Source organism: Cupriavidus sp. 05L310, assembly GCF_056398185.1.
Map to the genome: position 1 here is coordinate 45461 of NZ_JBFTOX010000008.1, position 17479 is coordinate 62939.

Here is a 17479-nt window from a genome sequence, read left to right on the forward strand (position 1 = left end):
CTCGATGGGAGAGTGCGATGGCTAAGCATTTGTTTCCTCAATTTCCCGCCGATGAGCAACGCGAGGTTGTAACCCTCTGCGAACGGCTCGGCTTCGCTCCGGAAGACTTCGAGATCAAGGACGAGGGTTCCGAGCCGGCCAATGGCGGCGTGAGGCGGCGGCAGGTCAGTGTCCGGCGGCTGGCGACGGAGGCCCAGAGCATGTATGACGCAAGCGAGGGTCCGGGCTGGATCGGGGAGTTCGAGAGCGACCTCGAGTGCGGCTTGTTCGGGCAGGCACCGAGGCAGGCGCGGGCATAGCCACCGCAGGCTCGCGCGCCGCATCTGTTGGCGAGGGCACAGACGCGTGTGGGGCGGATGGCGCATAAAGGGCGCTTCGGGCAGTGGGGAGACTGCAATGAAGCGCATGATCCGGATTGGGCTGTGGTCGTTGACGGGCGTCTGCGTCCTGGCGGCGGGCGTGGTGCTGGTGGGCGTGCTGGCAGGGGAGCGAAAGGGCGCGCGCATCGTGAGCGTGCCCGTCGTGTCCCTGGCTTATCGCGACGATGCCCAGGCGCTGGCGAGAGGCAAGTACCTGTATGAATCGCGGGGTTGCATGGATTGCCACGGCGCCAGCGGCAAGGGCCGTGTCTTTATCGACGATCCTGGCGGCCTGTATGTGCGCGCGCCCAACTTGACCAGCGGCAGCGCCGTCATCGGGCGCTATCGGGAAGCGGATTGGGTGCGGGCTATCCGCCATGGCGTGGCCCCGTCGGGGCGAGCTCTGATGGTGATGCCAAGCGAGGACTACAACCGCCTCAGTGATGACGACCTGGGTGCGCTTGTTGCCTATGTCCGCAGCTTGCCGCCGGTGCCGGGCGTGGTGGCGGAGGTGCGGCTCCCATGGATGGTCCGGGCGTTATATGGGTTTGGCCTCGTCAAGGATGCCGCCGAGAAGATCGATCATGGGTTGCCGCCCGCGCGGCCGATGACCGCTACGGTATCGCCGGAGTACGGCGCTTACGTGGCGAATGCCTGCCTCGGCTGCCACGGCGCAGGCTTGCGCGGCGGCAAGATCCCCGGGGCGCCGCCAGACTGGCCGCCGGCCGCCGACCTGACTCCCGCGGGCAGTGCGATGGCGCGCTATGACGCGCCGGAGAAGTTCGTCGGCATGATGCGCAGCGGCTTGCGTCCGGACGGGTCGCCGGTCAGCCGGGTCATGCCGTTCGATTCGTTTGGGCGCATGGACGATGTCGACCTGGGCGCTCTCTACCTGCATTTGAAGGCGCTGCCAGCGCAGAGTGCGAGCCGCTGAGCGCGGCGCCGGGAGGGGATTCCCGCGGTACAAATGGCGCCGTAAAAATGGAAAAGGCCCGCAATTTCTTGCGGGCCTTTCACATTCTTTGGCTCCCCGAGCTGGGCTCGAACCAGCGACCTGCGGATTAACAGTCCGTCGCTCTACCAACTGAGCTATCAGGGAACAGCTGAGAAAAGGATTGTAACCAGTTTCTCTTTTATTCGTCAACATCTGTGCAGTAATTTTTTACTGCCGGTGCTGCGAAACTTCTGGTTCCACCCCGGTGATCTGAGGCAGGGCCACATTATAGGTGGTGTTTTGGGTCTGTGCCATAAAAAATCGCCCCGGAGGGCGATTTTTTTGACGCTTGCTGCGTCCACCTGCGCGGCGCGGCGCCCGGCTTAGTCGAACACCGGCGAATCGACGCCGAGGATCTTGTGCAGCTTCGGCGAGGTAGTGGTGTACTGCATGTGGATCTTCTTCTCGGGGAAGATATAAGGCGCGGCGCCAAAGGCGGCCAGCGCGGCCTCGTGGAAGCCCGAGAGGATCAGCTTCTTCTTGCCGGGGTAGGTATTGATATCGCCTACCGCGAAGATGCCGGGGATGTTCGTCTCGAACTTCTCCGTGTCCACCTTGATCTGCTTGCGCTCAAGGTCCAGGCCCCACTCCGCAATGGGTCCGAGCTTGGGCGACAGGCCGAAGAACACCAGCAGGTCGTCCAGCGGCAGGCGGCGCGTGACGCCGTCTGCGCCCGTCACCTTGATCTCGGTCAGCAGGCCATCCTTTTCCTCGTAGCCGCTGATCTGGCCCACGACGAATTGCATCTCCATCTGCTCGCACAATTCCTTCATCTTGGCGACGGAGGCGGGCGCGGCGCGGAAGCCGTCGCGGCGATGGATCATCACCACCGACTCGGCCTTGCCGGCCAGGTCCAGCGTCCAGTCCAGCGCGGAGTCTCCGCCGCCGACGATGACGAGGTTGCGGCCGTGGAAACGGCTCGGATCCTTGACGCGGTAGAACAGCTGCTTGCCGTCGAACTTGTCGATGCCATCCACCTTGACCGTGCGCGGCTGGAACGAGCCCACGCCCGCGGCGATGAAGATGGTCCTGGTGATGAAGCGGGTTCCCAGCGAGGTCTCGACGAAGAAGCGGCCGTCTTCGCGGCGCTCCACCACGGCGACTTCCTGGCCCAGGTGGAAGGTCGGCTCAAACGGCTCGATCTGCTTGAGCAGGTTGTCGGTCAGATCCTGGCCGGTGCAGATGGGCACGGCCGGGATGTCGTAGATGGGCTTGTCCGGGTAGAGCTCCACGCACTGGCCGCCGACCACCTTGAGGGAGTCGATCACGTGCGCCTTGATTTCGAGCAGGCCCAGTTCGAAAACCTGGAAGAGTCCGACCGGGCCGGCGCCGACGATCAGCGCGTCGATTTCCAGCGGCTGGCCGCCGCCGCCGTTGCCTGTGGCAACGTGGTGGGTGGCGTCGGCAACGGGGTTGGGGATACTCAAGTCCATATTCGTCCTGATACGTTGTGGGGCACAGGCGTGCCCGGCATTACGGGAAAGCGCGTGGGTGGGGACGGCTTTCTGACCTGTCTTTTTTAGGTCTTTTCAGCGCTGCAGGTATTGCAGCTTTTCGGCTGTGTCCTTCCATTCCTCGGCTTCGGCCAGCGGCGCCTTGGTCTTGGTGATGGACGGCCAGTTGCGAGCCAGTTCGGCGTTCAGGTCGATGAACTGCTGCTGGTCGGCCGGCACGTCTTCTTCGGCGTAGATCGCGTTGACCGGGCATTCCGCCACGCACACCGCGCAATCGATACACTCATCCGGGTCGATGGCGAGGAAGTTGGGGCCTTCGCGGAAACAATCGACCGGACACACGTCAACGCAGTCGGTATAGCGGCAACGGATGCAGGATTCGGTGACAACGTGAGTCATTTCGGTTCCAGAAAAACGGGATCGGCTTCGATGGGAATGTTGTTAGGCCTGTTGTGCCGTGCTCGTCACGCCGGTGGGGTTTCCAGTGGGTTCACCATACGCGGCGCGAGCGCTGGCCGTGGCCTTTCAAAGACCGATATTGTAGCTGAGCCTTTCCGCAAGGGTAGCGGCTCTATATAGCCGGATAAGATAGTTTTCTTATTTCTTTATGTGCATTTGATCCAAGACAGCCAGGGATGCACCCGCTAATGTGCTCTTCTGGCCGTTGCCGCGACGGCGTTGTAAGCTGGACGGGCCTGCGCGCGCGGTATCGCCGCGCGCTTACCTGAGGAGTGCGCCATGCCAATATCAGTCCGGGAGCTGCCGCGCGGCAGCCGTTCGAGCCGTATGGCGGCCGCCTTGCTTTGCCTGGCGGCGCTGGCCATGTCAGCCGCGCATGCGCAGACGCTGGCAAAGGCCGGCCCGCCGGATAGCGTGGTGGCCCGCCTGATGGCCTGGCGCATGATGAGCGACCAGCCAGTCTCGCTCACCTCGCTGGCCCGTTTCGACTGGGATGATTTCGGCGTGGTGATCGAACCCGCTGGGGAGGTCATGGCCAACTGCGGCCAGGCCGGTTTCCTGCCATGCGACGCCGAGCTGCAGCCGGAGCGCGGCGCGCCGGTCCAGGTACTGGTATTCCGCCGCGGATCCGAGCGGGTCTACCAGGAGCGCATTACAGCCCGCTCGGCGGCCTTCGCGGAGCCGCTTCCCGCCGCCGTGCCCCGGGCGCAGGCGACGCTGGTCGGCTGCCCAGGCTACCGCGGGCAAGTCTTGTGGTGCCTGCGCGGCAGCGCCCGTGGCCGTCAGCCCGATCCTTTTCTTGACGGCGCATGATCCGGCCATCGCCCGCCGCACTTTCGGTTAGCATGTCGCACTGACTCGGCACTGCCGTCTGGCCCGACATGATCATTACCTCATTGCTCGACACCGATCTGTACAAGTTCACCATGATGCAGGTGGTGCTGCATCACTTCCCCGCCGCACAGGTCGAATACCGCTTCAAGTGCCGCAACGTGGGGGTCGACCTGACCCCTTACGTGGACGAGATCCGCGACGAGGTGGCGCAGTTGTGCCAGCTTCGCTTTACGCCGGAGGAACTCCAGTACCTGCGCGAGTTGCGCTTCATCAAGAGCGATTTCGTCGACTTCCTCGGCCTGTTCCACCTGAACGAGAAATACGTAAACATCGCGCCCGCCGCCCCCGGCAGCGGCGAGATCGAGATCACCATCCGCGGGCCCTGGCTGCATACCATCCTGTTCGAGGTGCCGTTGCTGGCCATCGTCAACGAGGTCTATTTCCGCCGCACCCAGCCGCAACCGGACTGGGCCGAAGGGCGCCGGCGCCTGGAAGACAAGCTGGCCTTGCTGAAGATGCCGGCCCACGCCGACTGCGTGATTGCCGACTACGGCTCGCGCCGCCGCTTCTCGCGCGACTGGCAGGAAGAGGTGTTGCAGACCATGCGCAGGGTGCTGGGCCCGCAACTGGCCGGCACCAGCAATGTTCATTTCGCGCGCATGCACAACTTGACCCCGTTGGGCACCATGGCGCATGAATACCTGCAGGCCTGCCAGGCACTGGGGCCGCGCCTGCGAGATTCGCAGGTGTTCGCGCTCGAGGTCTGGGCCAAGGAGTACCGCGGCGACCTCGGCGTCGCGCTGTCCGACACCTACGGCTTCGATGCCTTCCTGCGCGACTTCGATCTCTATTTCTGCAAGCTGTTCGACGGCGTGCGCCACGATTCGGGTGATCCCTTTGCCTGGGGCGAGCGCATGCTGGCGCATTACGCCGCCAGCCGCGTCGACCCGCTGGGCAAGACGCTGATCTTCAGCGACAGCCTCGACATCCCACGCGTAATCGAGCTGTGCGAGCGCTTCGGCGGACGCTGCCGGCTGGCGTTCGGGGTGGGCACCAACCTGACCAACGATCTCGGCTACACGCCGCTGCAAATCGTGATCAAGATGACGCGCTGCAATGGACAGCCGGTAGCCAAGCTGTCCGATACGCCCGAGAAGACCATGTGCGATGACCCGGCCTACCTGACGTACCTGCGGCACGTGTTCGGCGTCCAGGCGCCAGCCTGACTGTGCGAAGCCATCTGATTCCCACGCATCCAACCCTCGGACATATCGGAAAGCAAGCCATGGATACCACTTCCGCCCGCGATCGTATCTTTGCCCGTATCCGCGCCGCACAGGGCCGCGCCCCCGGGGTCAGCAACGGCGAGCGCGCGGCGGTAGCCGATTACCTCGCGCGCCATCCCGCCGGTCCCCGGCCGCCGGCGCCGGCGCAGCGCATCGAAGCCTTCCAGGAACAGGCGCAGAAAATGGCTTCCACGGTCGAGCGGGTGGCCGCGCTGGCCGATGTGCCGGCCGCTGCGTCGCGTTACCTGGACAGCCTGGGCCTGCTGCGTCGCGCTGTCGCCTGGGATAGCCTGGGCGCGCTGGACTGGCATGCGCAGGGATTGGCGGTGGAGTGCCGCCCGCCGGTACGCGATGTCCAGGCCGATCACGACCACGGTGACATGGTCGGCATCACCGGCTGCTTTTGCGCGATTGCCGAGACCGGTTCGCTGATGCTGCTGTCCGGTCCGCAGACGTTCGCTTCGGCCGCGCTGCTGCCGGAGACGCATATCGCGGTGGTGCCGGCCTCCCGCATCGTCGACGGGATGGAAGATGCGTTCGCGCTGATGCGCAGCGAGCGCGGGGAGTTGCCCCGTGCTACCAACATCATCAGCGGCCCTTCGCGCACCGGCGACATCGAGCAAACCATCGTGCTGGGCGCGCACGGGCCTTACCGTGTGCACGTGATCCTCGTCGAGCGGGACTGAGCAGCTTCCCGCCCGCACCAGCGATCGCTCCGAGCCGCAGGGGCAGGGCGGCCGAAATGGGCTGAATCCTGCGGCGATTGCTTTACACTTGAGGGCCTCGCCGCGTGCCCGTGGCCCGCTGGGCGGGCTGAGCGGGCTCGTGCGCTTTCTCCGCCCGCGGCTGCTGCCAGTCTCGGGTGCAGCCATCCGAAACAAGGAGATCCCGCCCGATGCGACGTGCCCTAGCACTGCTGCCACCGCTACCTTCGCTGGCCCTGCTGTTGCTCACCCTTCTGCCCAATCTTGCCAGCGCCGCCGATCTCGAAGGCGCCACGCTGTCGCCGATGTGGGCCTTGCCGTTTGCCGGCACATTGCTGTCGATCGCGCTGTTCCCTCTGATCGCGCCGCGTTTCTGGCACCACCATTACGGCAAGATCATCGCCGGCTGGGCACTGGTGTTCCTGGTACCGTTCGCGCAGGCATTTGGTGTGCATGCCGCGGCCGCCAACGCCGTGCATGCGCTGCTGTCCGAGTACATTCCCTTTATCGCGCTGATCGCCGCGCTCTACATCGTGGCCGGCGGCATCTGCGTGCGCGGCAACCTGCACGGCACGCCGCGCCTGAACACCGGCCTGCTCGCACTCGGTACCGCGCTTGCCAGCCTGATGGGCACCACCGGCGCCGCCATGCTGCTGATCCGGCCATTGCTGCGCGCCAACGACAACCGCAGGCATGTGGCGCACGTGGTGGTGTTCTTTATCTTCCTGGCAGCCAATGCGGGCGGCGCGCTGACGCCGCTGGGCGATCCGCCGCTGTTCCTGGGCTTCCTCAAGGGCGTGGACTTCTTCTGGACCCTGCGCAATATCCTGCCCGAGACGCTCTTTGTCTGCGGGGCGCTGCTGGTGATCTTCTATTTCGTCGATCGCTACTACTACCTGAACAAGGAAGAGGAGCTGCCGGCGGCGGCCGATCCCACGCCGGACTCGCCGGGCGTCCGCATCGAGGGCAAGCGTAATTTCGTGCTGCTGCTGGCGGTGGTGGGGCTGGTGCTGATGAGCGGGCTGTGGAAACCAGGCATCGAGTTCGACGTGATGGGAACCCACGTCGGCCTGCAGACGGTGGTGCGCGACGTGATGCTGGTGGCGGTGGCGCTGGTGTCCCTGTTGATCACGCCTGTCACCGCGCGCACCGGCAACGAGTTCAACTGGGAGCCGATCCTGGAAGTGGGCAAGCTGTTCGCCGGCATCTTCCTTACCATCATCCCGGTGATCGCCATGCTCAAGGCTGGCACGGACGGCGCCTTCGCCGGCGTGATCCGTCTGGTGAGCGACGCGGGCGGCCAGCCCATCGACAGCATGTATTTCTGGGCCACGGGCATCCTGTCGTCCTTCCTGGACAATGCGCCGACCTACCTGGTGTTCTTCAATACGGCCGGCGGCGACCCGGCCACGCTGATGACGCGCAACGCTTCGACGCTTGCGGCGATCTCGGCCGGCGCGGTGTTCATGGGCGCCAATACCTATATCGGCAACGCGCCCAACCTGATGGTCAAGGCGATTGCCGAAAGCCGCGGTGTGCGCATGCCCAGCTTCTTCGGCTATATGCTGTGGTCGATCTGCGTGCTGGTGCCGCTGTTCCTGGTGATGACCTTTATCTTCTTCCGCGTGTGAGCATGACCAAGCCTTCCATCCTCGTAACCCGCGCCGTCTTTCCGGAAGTGATCGACCGGCTCGCGCAATATTTCGACGTCGACAGCAACCAGCAGGACGTGGCGCTCGATGGCGCCGCGCTCAGGCAACGCCTCGTGGGCAAGTCCGGCGTGCTGGCCAATGCCGCGGATCGTATCGATGGCGAACTGGTGGCCGGACTGCCGGCGCTGCGCGCGGTCTGCAATATGGCCGTCGGCTACAACAACCTCGATGTGCCGGCACTGACCGCCGCCGGCATCGTGGCGACCAACACGCCCGATGTACTGACGGAAACCACCGCCGATTTTGGCTGGGCCCTGCTGATGGCCACTGCGCGCCGCGTGACCGAATCCGAGCACTGGCTGCGCGCCGGCAAGTGGGAGCGGTGGAGCTACGACATGTTCCTCGGCATGGACCTGTACCGCAGCACGCTCGGCATCCTTGGCATGGGCCGCATCGGCCAGGCGCTGGCGCGCCGCGCTGCGGGGTTTGGCATGTCCGTGCTCTATCACAACCGCAGCCGCCTGCCGGAGGAGACCGAGCGCGCGCTCAATGCGCGCTATGTCAGCAAGACGGAATTGCTTGCGCAATCCGATCACCTGCTGCTGGTGCTGCCGTATAGCGCGCAGAGCCATCACAGCATCGGCGCCGCCGAACTGACGCAAATGAAGCCGTCGGCCACGCTGGTCAACCTGGCACGCGGCGGCGTGGTAGACGACGCCGCGCTGGCCGAGGCGCTGCGCGAGCGCCGCATCTTCGCCGCGGGCCTCGACGTGTTCGAAGGCGAGCCGCAGGTCCATCCCGGCCTGCTGACCGTGCCTAACGTTGTGCTGACCCCGCACATTGCCAGCGCCTCGGAGAAGACCCGTCGCGCCATGGCGGATCTCGCCGCCGATAACCTGATCGCTGCGCTCAATGCAGGCCCGCAGGCAGGCCGTCCGCCTTCATTGATCAATCCCGAGGTGATGGCGCACCGCCGCTGATCCTCTCGCTGCACGCGTCGTGCCGCCTGCGCGCTGGTCTCTCCAGCTTGCCGGCGCGGCATGGCTTTTTGCGTACTTCAGACTTTCATGACCCTGATTCCCCTTTTGACCCTGGCTCTTGCGCTGATAGCCGTGCTGCTGCTGGCGGTGCTGTTGCTGCGGCCACGCGTTGCACCGGAGACCGCCAGCCTGGAACTGCTGCGCCAGCTCGCCGAACTGCGAGCCGAAGGCGCGCGCGGCAATGAGCGCCTGGAGCGCGAATTGCGCACGGAGGTCACGGAGAGCGCGCGCGTCGGCCGCGGCGAGGCCGGCCAGCAGATGATGCGTTTCCAGCAGACGTTGTCTTCGCAACTTACCAGCATCGCCACGCTGCAGAACAACCAGATCGACATGTTCGCGCAGCAGCTTGCCAAGCTGACCGAGTCCAATGTCCAGCAACTGGAGCAGGTCAGGCAAAGCCTGCTGCAGCAGGGCCAGCAGGCACGTGACGAGCAGGGCAGCGCGCTGCGCCGCTTTGGCGACATGCTGCAGCAGCAGCTGGCGCAAATGTCCGAAGGCAACGAGCGCCGCCTGGGCGAAGTGCGCACCACGCTGGAACAGCGGCTCAAGGAAATCGAGGCGAATAACTCGGCCAAGCTCGAGGAAATGCGCCGCACCGTCGACGAGAAGCTGCACGCCACGCTCGAACAGCGGCTTGGCGAATCCTTCAAGCTGGTGTCGGACCGGCTCGAACAGGTACATCGCGGCCTGGGCGAAATGCAGGCGCTGGCGCAAGGCGTGGGCGATCTCAAGCGGGTGCTGACCAACGTGAAATCGCGCGGGACCTGGGGCGAAGTGCAACTGGAGATGCTGCTCGAGCAGATGCTGACTGCCGAGCAATACGCCAAGAACGTCGAGACGGTCCGCAATACCGGGGCGCGTGTGGAGTTCGCGATTCGCCTGCCGGGCAAGGATGCCGCCGGCGGGCAGGTTTGGCTGCCAATCGACGCCAAGTTTCCGAAGGAGCAATACGAACGCCTGCTCGACGCACAGGAGCGTGGCGATGTCGACGGCGTGGCCCTGGCAGGGCGCGAGCTGGAAGTGGCGATCAAGCGCGAGGCACAGACGATTTCCGAGAAATATGTATCGCCGCCTGCCACCACTGACTTCGCCATCCTCTTCCTGCCCACTGAGGGTTTGTACGCCGAGGTCTTGCGGAGGCCCGGGCTGGCGGACCTGCTGCAACGCAATTACCGCGTGACGGTAGCGGGGCCGACCACGCTGGCCGCCCTGCTCAACAGCCTGCAGATGGGATTTCGTACACTCGCGCTCGAGCGCCGCTCAAGCGAAGTGTGGGAGGTGCTCGGCGCGGTCAAGACCGAGTTCGGCAAGTTTGGCGATGTCCTGGCCAAGACCCGGGACACGCTGGAGCGTGCCGCCCGCAACATCGAGCAGGCCGAAGTGCGCACGCGCCAGATGGAGCGCAAGCTGCGCACGGTGGAGGCTCTGCCGGGAGAAAACGCGCAAGCGTTGCTCGGCCTTGCTGCCGTGCCGGACGAAGCGGCGCAAGAACGTCAAGAGGGTGAAGCGGGCTGAGGAGCGGGGAGGCCGGTGGCGCCGCAGATTGAAAAAAAGCGCATCGAATCGATGCGCTTTTTTACTTTGGGAGCAGGCAACTCAGGGCAGGTCCCGAATCGTCACCTCGATGCCGCCGAAACGCGCGGCCACCCAGTTGTAGGCCTTGCAGGCCAGCCAGAGCAGGCCGAAGCCGATCAGCGCATTGAGAATCAGTGCCGTGAAGACGGTGATGCCGGGCAGGTCGCCATAGCGGATGAAAGCCACGAACAGCCCAAGCGAGACGATGGGTACCGAAAAGCACAGGTACACGAGCACGAGCGCGCGGGCGGTTTTGACCGGGTGGAGGTAGGCAATCTCCTGATTCATGACAGCTTGGGTAGTAGCAAAGTAATGTTGCGCAAGTGTATCGGTTGGGGGAGGCGGCGCATAGTCCGGCACTCGCGGGGTAAGGAAAACCGCCGATCTGCTTGCTAAACGCCGGCAAAACTGCTGCGCAAAAACGACACAAAGGTGCGGCCAACGTACCGTGGCAAGCTTTACAGCAGCCCGTCGAACAGCATGACTTCCACCTCGTCGCCGGCCGCCACCATGTCTTGCTCGTGGCCGAGCACGATAAAGCAATTGGCCTCGCTCATCGAGCGCAGCACGCCCGAGCCCTGCTGGCCGGTAATGCTCACTTGCCAGCCGCCATCCGGCGCTGGGGCCAGGATGCCGCGCTGGTACTCGGTGCGGCCTGGCTTCTTGCGGATCGGCTGCGCGCTGCGCACGCGCATCAGCGGCAGGGGCGCCACTTTCGCACCCATTTGCCGGTGCAGCGCAGCCCGCACAAAGTGATAGAACGTCACCATCACCGCCACCGGATTGCCCGGCAGGCCGAACAGCAACGCCTCGCGGCCATGGGAGACGATGCGGCCGAAGGCCATCGGCCGGCCTGGGCGCATGGCGATCTTCCAGAAGGTCACATCACCCAGCTGGGCCATGATCTGCTTGGTGTAGTCGGCTTCGCCCACCGACACGCCGCCGGACGTAATGACCGCATCGGCGTTTTCGCAAGCGGAGCGAAACGCCGCCTCGAGGGCTTCGGGGTCGTCCCGTACCACGCCCATGTCGATCAGGTCCACGTTGAGCCGCCGCAGCATGCCATGCAGCGTATAGCGGTTGGAGTCGTAGACGCAGCCGGCGTCGAGCGGCTCGCCGATCGAGCGCAACTCGTCTCCGGTGGAGAAGAAGGCCACGCGCAGGCGGCGGCACACCTTGACCTCGGCAACGCCCAGCGAAGCCAGCAGCCCGAGGTCCGCCGGTTGCAGGATGCGTCCGGCGGCCAGCGCCGGCTGGCCGATGGCGAGGTCTTCGCCTCGCAGGCGGCGGTTGTCGCCGGCACGCACCGCGCGGGCGTCAAAGCGAACCTGTTCGCCATGCGCCTCGACGAATTCCTGGGGAATCACGGTATCGCAGCCGGCCGGCATGATGGCGCCCGTCATGATGCGTACCGCCTGCCCGCGCGCGACCGGCTGCTCGCATGCTGTGCCGGCGAAGGCGCTGCCGACCACCGTCAGCGTGATATCGCCGCCGGCGGCAAGATCGCCGCTGGCAAACGCATAACCGTCCATGGCGGAGTTATCGTGCGCCGGGACGTCCAGCGTGGAGATGATGTCCTCGGCGAGCACGCGGTCGAGCGCCGAGCGGATGGCGAGCTGCTCGGTCCCACGTACGGGCTCGACCACCTCGCCGATGATCTGGTTGGCCTGCGCCACCGGCAACGCGCCGGGATCGTAGTCGGACAGGCAGGAAATGACGGAATGTAGTGATGGCATGGACCGTTCCCGGGGCAGCGGCCTGGCTTGGTTGTTCAGCGCGCTTCCAGCGTGCGCAACTCGTCCAGGGTATTGATATTGGCGAAGGCGCCGGCGTCGTCGAACAGGACTTCGGCCAGGCGATGAGAGGCGGCCCAGGTTTCGATCTTGCGGCCGCCGCCGTTGAGGAAAGCCAGCAGGCTATCGTGCGCGGTGACCGGCATCAGGCAAAACACCGGCTGGGCTTGCCGGCGGCCGTCCGCGTCGATGGTAACCGGGATGGCCATCTCCGCGCCTTGCTCGTCGATCGCGCTCGCCAGGCGCGCAGCCAGGTCGCTCGGCAGGAAAGGCGAATCGCAGGGGGCGCTCAGCATCCAGCCCGTCTGGCATTGCTCCAGCCCGGCCAGCATGCCGGCCAGGGGACCGGCGAAGTCCGGCACCGAATCGGTGACCACGGGCACGCCGAAGGACTCATACGCGGCCAGATTGCGGTTAGCGTTGATCAGCATGCCGCCCGTCTGCGGCGACAGGCGCATCAGCGTATGCATCGCCATGGGCGCGCCGCGGAAGGGCTGCAGGCCCTTGTCGGTGCCGGCCATGCGGCTGCCCCTGCCGCCGGCCAGGATCAGGCCGGTAATGTCGTCGCGTGAAATCATCGGAATACGGAATAGGTTGGTGGTTTGGCCGGCGCGGCTGCGGGGCGGTTGTGGTCAACCGCCGATATAAGACATTTCGATCTTGTTCTCGGCACGTGCCTGCCGCACCGCGGGATCGCTGCGCAGCTCGGAGTAACGATCGGTGCGCGCCTGCCAGACCCCGGCGATGGCATTGGAGATTTCCAGGTCGCTGTGGCCGCCGCGCAGCAGCGCGCGCAGGTCGTAGCCTTCGGTGGCGAACAGGCACAGGTAGAGCCGGCCTTCGGTCGACAGGCGGATACGGCTGCAGTCCCCGCAGAAGGCGTGGGTCACGCTGGAGATCACGCCGATCTCGCCGGCGCCGTCGCGGTAACGCCAGCGCTCGGCAGTCTCGCCGCTGTAGTTGGCGGGGATGGCTTCGAGTGCGAAGGCTTCATCGATGCGGCGCACCACCTCGGCGGAGGGCAGCACCTCATTCATCTGCCAATGGTTGCTGGCACCCACGTCCATGAATTCGATAAAGCGCACGATGATGCCGCTGCCGCGGAAATGCGCGGCCATCGGCACGATCTCGGCGTCGTTGGTGCCGCGCTTGACTACCATATTGACCTTGAGCGGCGCCAGGCCGACAGCCTGGGCGGTCTCGATGCCGTCCAGCACGTCGCGTACCGCGAAGTCGACATCGTTCATGCGGCGGAAGGTGGCGTCGTCGATGGCGTCCAGGCTCACGCTCACGCGCGACAGGCCCGCGTCGCGCAACGAGCGCGCCTTGCGGGCAAGCAGCGAAGCATTGGTGGTGAGGGTGAGGTCGAGCGGCTTGCCCGAAACCGTCTCGATGCGCGCGAGCATCTCCACCAGCTTCTCGATGTTCTTGCGCAACAGCGGCTCTCCGCCCGTCAGGCGGATCTTCTCCACGCCGTGCGCAACGAACAGGCGGGCGGCTCGCTCGATCTCCTCGAAGCTCAGCAACTCGGAATGCGGCAGGAAGGTGTAGTCCTTGTCGAACACTTCCTTGGGCATGCAATACACGCAACGGAAATTGCAGCGGTCCGTGACCGAGATGCGCAAATCGTGCAGCGGCCTGCCGCGGGTGTCGGCAACCAGTCCGGACGGGGCGGCGAGCTCGTCCGGGATGCTGGGCGTCATCGAACGGTAGCGATGGTCGCGCAGATCGAAAATGGGAATGACGGATTCGGTCATGGCCTGGGACGTGGCAATGCGGTGACGGGCGGCTTTGGCGCGGTCGCGTGGGGGCAAGCAGCGCCCGTTCGGGGCACCATCGTGGCGGTGCCATCTAATTGTCATTCTAGCCGAGCCGGGCATGGTAGCGCCGGCGTCACCATGCGCAGGACCTGGAAATACGCGGGCGAGCCTCGCCGATCCGGCGCGGACACGAAAAAAGGGACGGCTGCGCCGTCCCTTTCCCTGGTACCCGCGAGGGTGCCGTTTACTTCTGTTGCGTCGCAGCCGCGTTATCGCCGGCGGTCTCGACCAGAATCATCGGACCTTCCGGCAGCGGCGGCAGGGGCTTGCGCTCCCGCACGACGCGCGGTGCCGGGGGGATGCTGGCGGCCGCTTCCTGCGCGGCGCGCAGCTTGCTGACGTCGGTGTTGACCCACTCGAGACCGGCCGAAGCCAGCATCGGTTGCAGGCTTTCCACGGCCACCGGCGCGGCGGCTGCCGCTACGACGGGGGCTGCAGCCGGTACCGGGGCCGGAGCTGCGGCGGGTGCGACCACCGGCACTTCGACAGCGGGTGCCACGACAGCAGGCGCCGGTGCGGCGGGTTCCGCCACGGCGGGTGCGGGTTCGTAGGCGACCGGGCTGGCAACAGCCGCTTCGACCACCGGTTCAGGTACCGTTTCGATGACCGGTTCAGCGACCGGCGCCGATACAGGTGTTGCAACAGGCGCGACCGGCTCCGGCATCACCACCGCAGCCTCGACAGGCTGGTAGGCCGGGACGCTGGGAGCGGATTCGGCGACCACCACGGTGGTGGCTTCCACCACGACAGCTTCAGCGACAACGGCCGGTGCGGCGATTTCACGGACTTCGCCCGAGTCTTCGCTTTCACCGCTTTCGTTGGCCTGGGCGCTATCGTCACGCTCGCGGCGGTAGCGATTGCGGCCACGGCGATTGCGGCGGCGGCGTTCTTCGCCTTCGCCATTCTCGCTGCCTTCAGTAGCATCCTGCAGGTCGGTGCGAACGTTTTCGGCGTCGTCGTGCGAGGCAACCGGCGCCGCTACGGCGGGGGCTGCCACGGCGGCGGCTACCGCTGCGGTGCCAAGGGCTTCGGCCGCCAGGCTTTCGCTGGCTTCGCCTTCGCGCGGTGCGTCGCCGCGCTCACGCTGGCGGTCGCGCTGGCGCTCGCGGCGTTCCTGGTTACGGTCACGGCGGCCTTCGCCACGGCCTTCCGTACGCTCGGCAGGTGTGCCCTCGGGCTGGCGGGCCGGCTGGACTTCCAGTGCAGCCTGGCGCGGGGCGCGGCTACTACGTTCACCGCGTTCACCGCGTTCGCCTCGCTCGCCACGTTCACCTCGCGCCTCGGCGCGTTCGCCCCGTTCGGTGCGCTGTTCACCACGTTCCGCGCCGCGTTCGGCGCGCTCACCACGTTCCTGGGGTGCGCGCTGGCCGCGGCCTTGGCGCTCGCCGCGTTCGCCACCGCGTTCGCCGCGCTGGCCACGCTCGCCGCGGCCTTCGCCGCGTTCACCACGCTGGCCGCGCTCGCGACGGCTCTCCGCGCTGCGTTGTTCCGCGTCCACCGGCTTGGCCGGTTCGGCGGCGGGCGCTGCCGGCTTGGCGCCGAACAGGCTCTTGAGCCAGCCCATGAAGCCGCCGCCGACCACCGGCTGGGTGGCCGGTGCCGGACGTGCGGGAGCGGCTTCCGGGCGCGGCGCGCGCTCGGCGCGCGGTACCGAAACCGGCGCTGGCTGTTCTGGGGTAATGCCCTTGACCGCAGCTTCCTGGCGCGGCTTGGCATCTTCCTTCTTGCGGCTGCTGTAGCTGGTGTCGGCTTCCAGTTCCTTGGCGGCAGCCTCGGCCATCTTGTAGCTGGCGGTGCTGTCTTCCAGGCGCGGGTCGTCGTGACGCAGGCGCTCCAGCTTGTAGTGCGGGGTCTCGAGGTGCTTGTTGGGGATCAGCAGCACATTGACCTTGAACCGCATTTCGATCAGGTTGATGTCCTGGCGCTTCTCGTTGAGCAGGAACGCTGCCACTTCCACCGGTACCTGGCAGTGGATGGCGGCGGTGTTTTCCTTCATCCCTTCTTCCTGGATGATGCGCAGGACCTGCAGGGCGGAAGATTCGGTATCGCGGATATGGCCGGTGCCGTTGCAGCGCGGGCAAGTGATGTGCGAGCCTTCCGACAGCGACGGGCGCAGGCGCTGGCGCGACAGTTCCATCAGGCCGAAGCGGCTGATCTTGCCCATCTGCACGCGGGCGCGGTCATGGCGCAGGGCATCCTTCAGGCGCGTTTCCACGTCCTTCTGCGCCTTGCTGGCTTCCATGTCGATAAAGTCGATCACGATCAGGCCGCCCAGGTCGCGCAGGCGCAACTGGCGAGCGATTTCGTCGGCGGCTTCGAGGTTGGTGCGCAGCGCGGTTTCCTCGATGTCGGCGCCCTTGGTGGCGCGGGCCGAGTTCACGTCCACCGATACCAATGCCTCGGTATGGTCGATCACGATGGCGCCGCCCGAGGGCAACATCACCATGCGCGAGTACGCCGATTCGATCTGGTGCTCGATCTGGAAACGCGAGAAGAGGGGGACATCGTCCCGGTACTTCTTCACGCGGTTCATATTGTCGGGCATGACCACGCTCATGAAGGCGCGGGCCTGCTCGTAGATTTCGTCGGTGTCGATCAGGATCTCGCCGATATCCGGCTGGAAGTAATCGCGGATGGCGCGGATCACCAGGCTGGATTCGAGATAGATCAGCAGCGGGGCCTTGTTGTCGCCGGCGGCGCCGTCGATGGCCTTCCACAGTTGCAGCAGGTAGTTCAGGTCCCACTGGAGCTCTTCGGCCGAGCGGCCGATGCCGGCGGTGCGGGCAATGATGCTCATGCCCTCGGGCACGGTCAGCTGGCCCATGGTCTCGCGCAGTTCCTGGCGGTCCTCGCCCTCGATGCGGCGCGATACACCACCGCCGCGCGGGTTGTTGGGCATCAGTACCAGGTAGCGGCCGGCCAGCGAGATAAAGGTGGTCAGCGCCGCGCCCTTGTTGCCGCGCTCTTCCTTTTCCACCTGGACGATCAGTTCCTGACCTTCGTGCAGCGCGTCCTGGATGCGTGCGTTGCGCACGTCCACGCCTTCCTTGAAGAAGGCGCGGGCCACTTCCTTGAAGGGCAGGAAGCCATGGCGTTCTTCGCCGTAGTTGACGAAGCAGGCCTCCAGCGACGGTTCGATACGGGTGATGACACCCTTGTAGATGTTGCCCTTGCGCTGTTCGCGCCCGGCAGCTTCGATGTCGATATCGATCAGTTTCTGACCGTCGACGATGGCGACGCGCAATTCTTCCTGCTGCGTCGCGTTAAAAAGCATGCGTTTCATCGCATTACCTCACTCAATGCCGAGGATTGCACCGGCATGCGGTGCCCGCGGCGTTCCGTGGAGCACGCGAGGGAGCGAGTGAGGGCGCGAGAATTGCCGAAAGCGCCGGCGCGCAAATGGGCGCGGCCGGCTGGGCGCGGGTGAAAGAGAGGTAACGACGTCGAAAGCGCCGTCCGCATGGTCGGAGAGAACGCCGGCAAGCTGCTCTTCGCAGCGATCCGGCGGG

Annotated in this window: 15 protein-coding genes and 1 tRNA gene; 8 read left to right on the forward strand and 8 right to left on the reverse strand. The window is 65.7% G+C overall.

Annotated features, from left to right (window positions below):
• The first annotated feature begins 17 nt into the window (after positions 1–17).
• Positions 18–299, forward strand: a complete 282-nt coding sequence (locus AC1DS6_RS07375) for a hypothetical protein (protein WP_045235609.1) — start codon at positions 18–20, stop codon at positions 297–299.
• Between the two features lie 97 nt (positions 300–396).
• A complete protein-coding gene (locus AC1DS6_RS07380) occupies positions 397–1293 on the forward strand; it encodes a c-type cytochrome (protein ID WP_477102351.1) in 897 nt (298 codons plus the stop codon).
• Between the two features lie 89 nt (positions 1294–1382).
• On the opposite strand, the gene AC1DS6_RS07385 is transcribed toward AC1DS6_RS07380, so the two are convergent.
• From AC1DS6_RS07385 to fdxA, 3 genes are all read right to left on the reverse strand, one after another.
• Positions 1383–1458, reverse strand: a tRNA-Asn gene (locus AC1DS6_RS07385).
• 218 nt (positions 1459–1676) lie between these two features.
• Entirely contained in the window at positions 1677–2786 is a 1110-nt protein-coding gene (locus AC1DS6_RS07390; protein ID WP_441634707.1) for an NAD(P)/FAD-dependent oxidoreductase, read from the reverse strand.
• Positions 2787–2882: 96 nt separating this feature from the next.
• Entirely contained in the window at positions 2883–3206 is a 324-nt protein-coding gene (gene fdxA, locus AC1DS6_RS07395) for a ferredoxin FdxA (RefSeq protein WP_045235607.1), read from the reverse strand.
• A gap of 339 nt (positions 3207–3545) precedes the next feature.
• Here fdxA and AC1DS6_RS07400 point away from each other — a divergent pair, with 339 nt between their 5' ends.
• The 6 genes from AC1DS6_RS07400 (at position 3546) to AC1DS6_RS07425 (ending at position 10297) form a co-directional block, all read left to right on the forward strand.
• Positions 3546–4079, forward strand: a complete 534-nt coding sequence (locus tag AC1DS6_RS07400) for a hypothetical protein (protein WP_477102352.1) — start codon at positions 3546–3548, stop codon at positions 4077–4079.
• Between the two features lie 68 nt (positions 4080–4147).
• A complete protein-coding gene (gene pncB / locus AC1DS6_RS07405) occupies positions 4148–5326 on the forward strand; it encodes a nicotinate phosphoribosyltransferase (RefSeq protein ID WP_441634712.1) in 1179 nt (392 codons plus the stop codon).
• 59 nt (positions 5327–5385) lie between these two features.
• The gene (locus AC1DS6_RS07410; RefSeq protein ID WP_477102353.1) at positions 5386–6072 is read left to right on the forward strand and encodes a LutC/YkgG family protein; all 687 of its coding nucleotides are present in this window, start codon (positions 5386–5388) and stop codon (positions 6070–6072) included.
• A gap of 209 nt (positions 6073–6281) precedes the next feature.
• The gene (locus AC1DS6_RS07415) at positions 6282–7721 is read left to right on the forward strand and encodes a sodium:proton antiporter (protein WP_441634716.1); all 1440 of its coding nucleotides are present in this window, start codon (positions 6282–6284) and stop codon (positions 7719–7721) included.
• Between the two features lie 2 nt (positions 7722–7723).
• The gene (locus tag AC1DS6_RS07420) at positions 7724–8722 is read left to right on the forward strand and encodes a 2-hydroxyacid dehydrogenase (RefSeq protein WP_441634718.1); all 999 of its coding nucleotides are present in this window, start codon (positions 7724–7726) and stop codon (positions 8720–8722) included.
• Positions 8723–8809: 87 nt separating this feature from the next.
• On the forward strand, positions 8810–10297 hold the full coding sequence (locus tag AC1DS6_RS07425; protein ID WP_477102354.1) for a DNA recombination protein RmuC: 1488 nt from the start codon (positions 8810–8812) through the stop codon (positions 10295–10297).
• Positions 10298–10378: 81 nt separating this feature from the next.
• On the opposite strand, the gene AC1DS6_RS07430 is transcribed toward AC1DS6_RS07425, so the two are convergent.
• From AC1DS6_RS07430 to AC1DS6_RS07450, 5 genes are all read right to left on the reverse strand, one after another.
• Positions 10379–10645: a hypothetical protein gene (locus tag AC1DS6_RS07430; RefSeq protein ID WP_043347933.1), complete on the reverse strand. Its 267-nt coding sequence runs from the start codon at positions 10643–10645 to the stop codon at positions 10379–10381.
• A gap of 170 nt (positions 10646–10815) precedes the next feature.
• Entirely contained in the window at positions 10816–12093 is a 1278-nt protein-coding gene (gene moeA / locus AC1DS6_RS07435) for a molybdopterin molybdotransferase MoeA (protein ID WP_477102355.1), read from the reverse strand.
• Between the two features lie 35 nt (positions 12094–12128).
• A complete protein-coding gene (gene mobA, locus AC1DS6_RS07440; protein WP_441634724.1) occupies positions 12129–12728 on the reverse strand; it encodes a molybdenum cofactor guanylyltransferase MobA in 600 nt (199 codons plus the stop codon).
• Positions 12729–12782: 54 nt separating this feature from the next.
• A complete protein-coding gene (gene moaA / locus AC1DS6_RS07445) occupies positions 12783–13907 on the reverse strand; it encodes a GTP 3',8-cyclase MoaA (protein ID WP_441634726.1) in 1125 nt (374 codons plus the stop codon).
• A 247-nt stretch (positions 13908–14154) separates the two neighbouring features.
• Positions 14155–17253 carry an Rne/Rng family ribonuclease gene (locus tag AC1DS6_RS07450; RefSeq protein ID WP_477102356.1) on the reverse strand — a complete coding sequence of 1033 codons (3099 nt, stop codon included), beginning with the start codon at positions 17251–17253 and terminating at the stop codon, positions 14155–14157.
• Between the last annotated feature and the right edge of the window lie 226 nt (positions 17254–17479).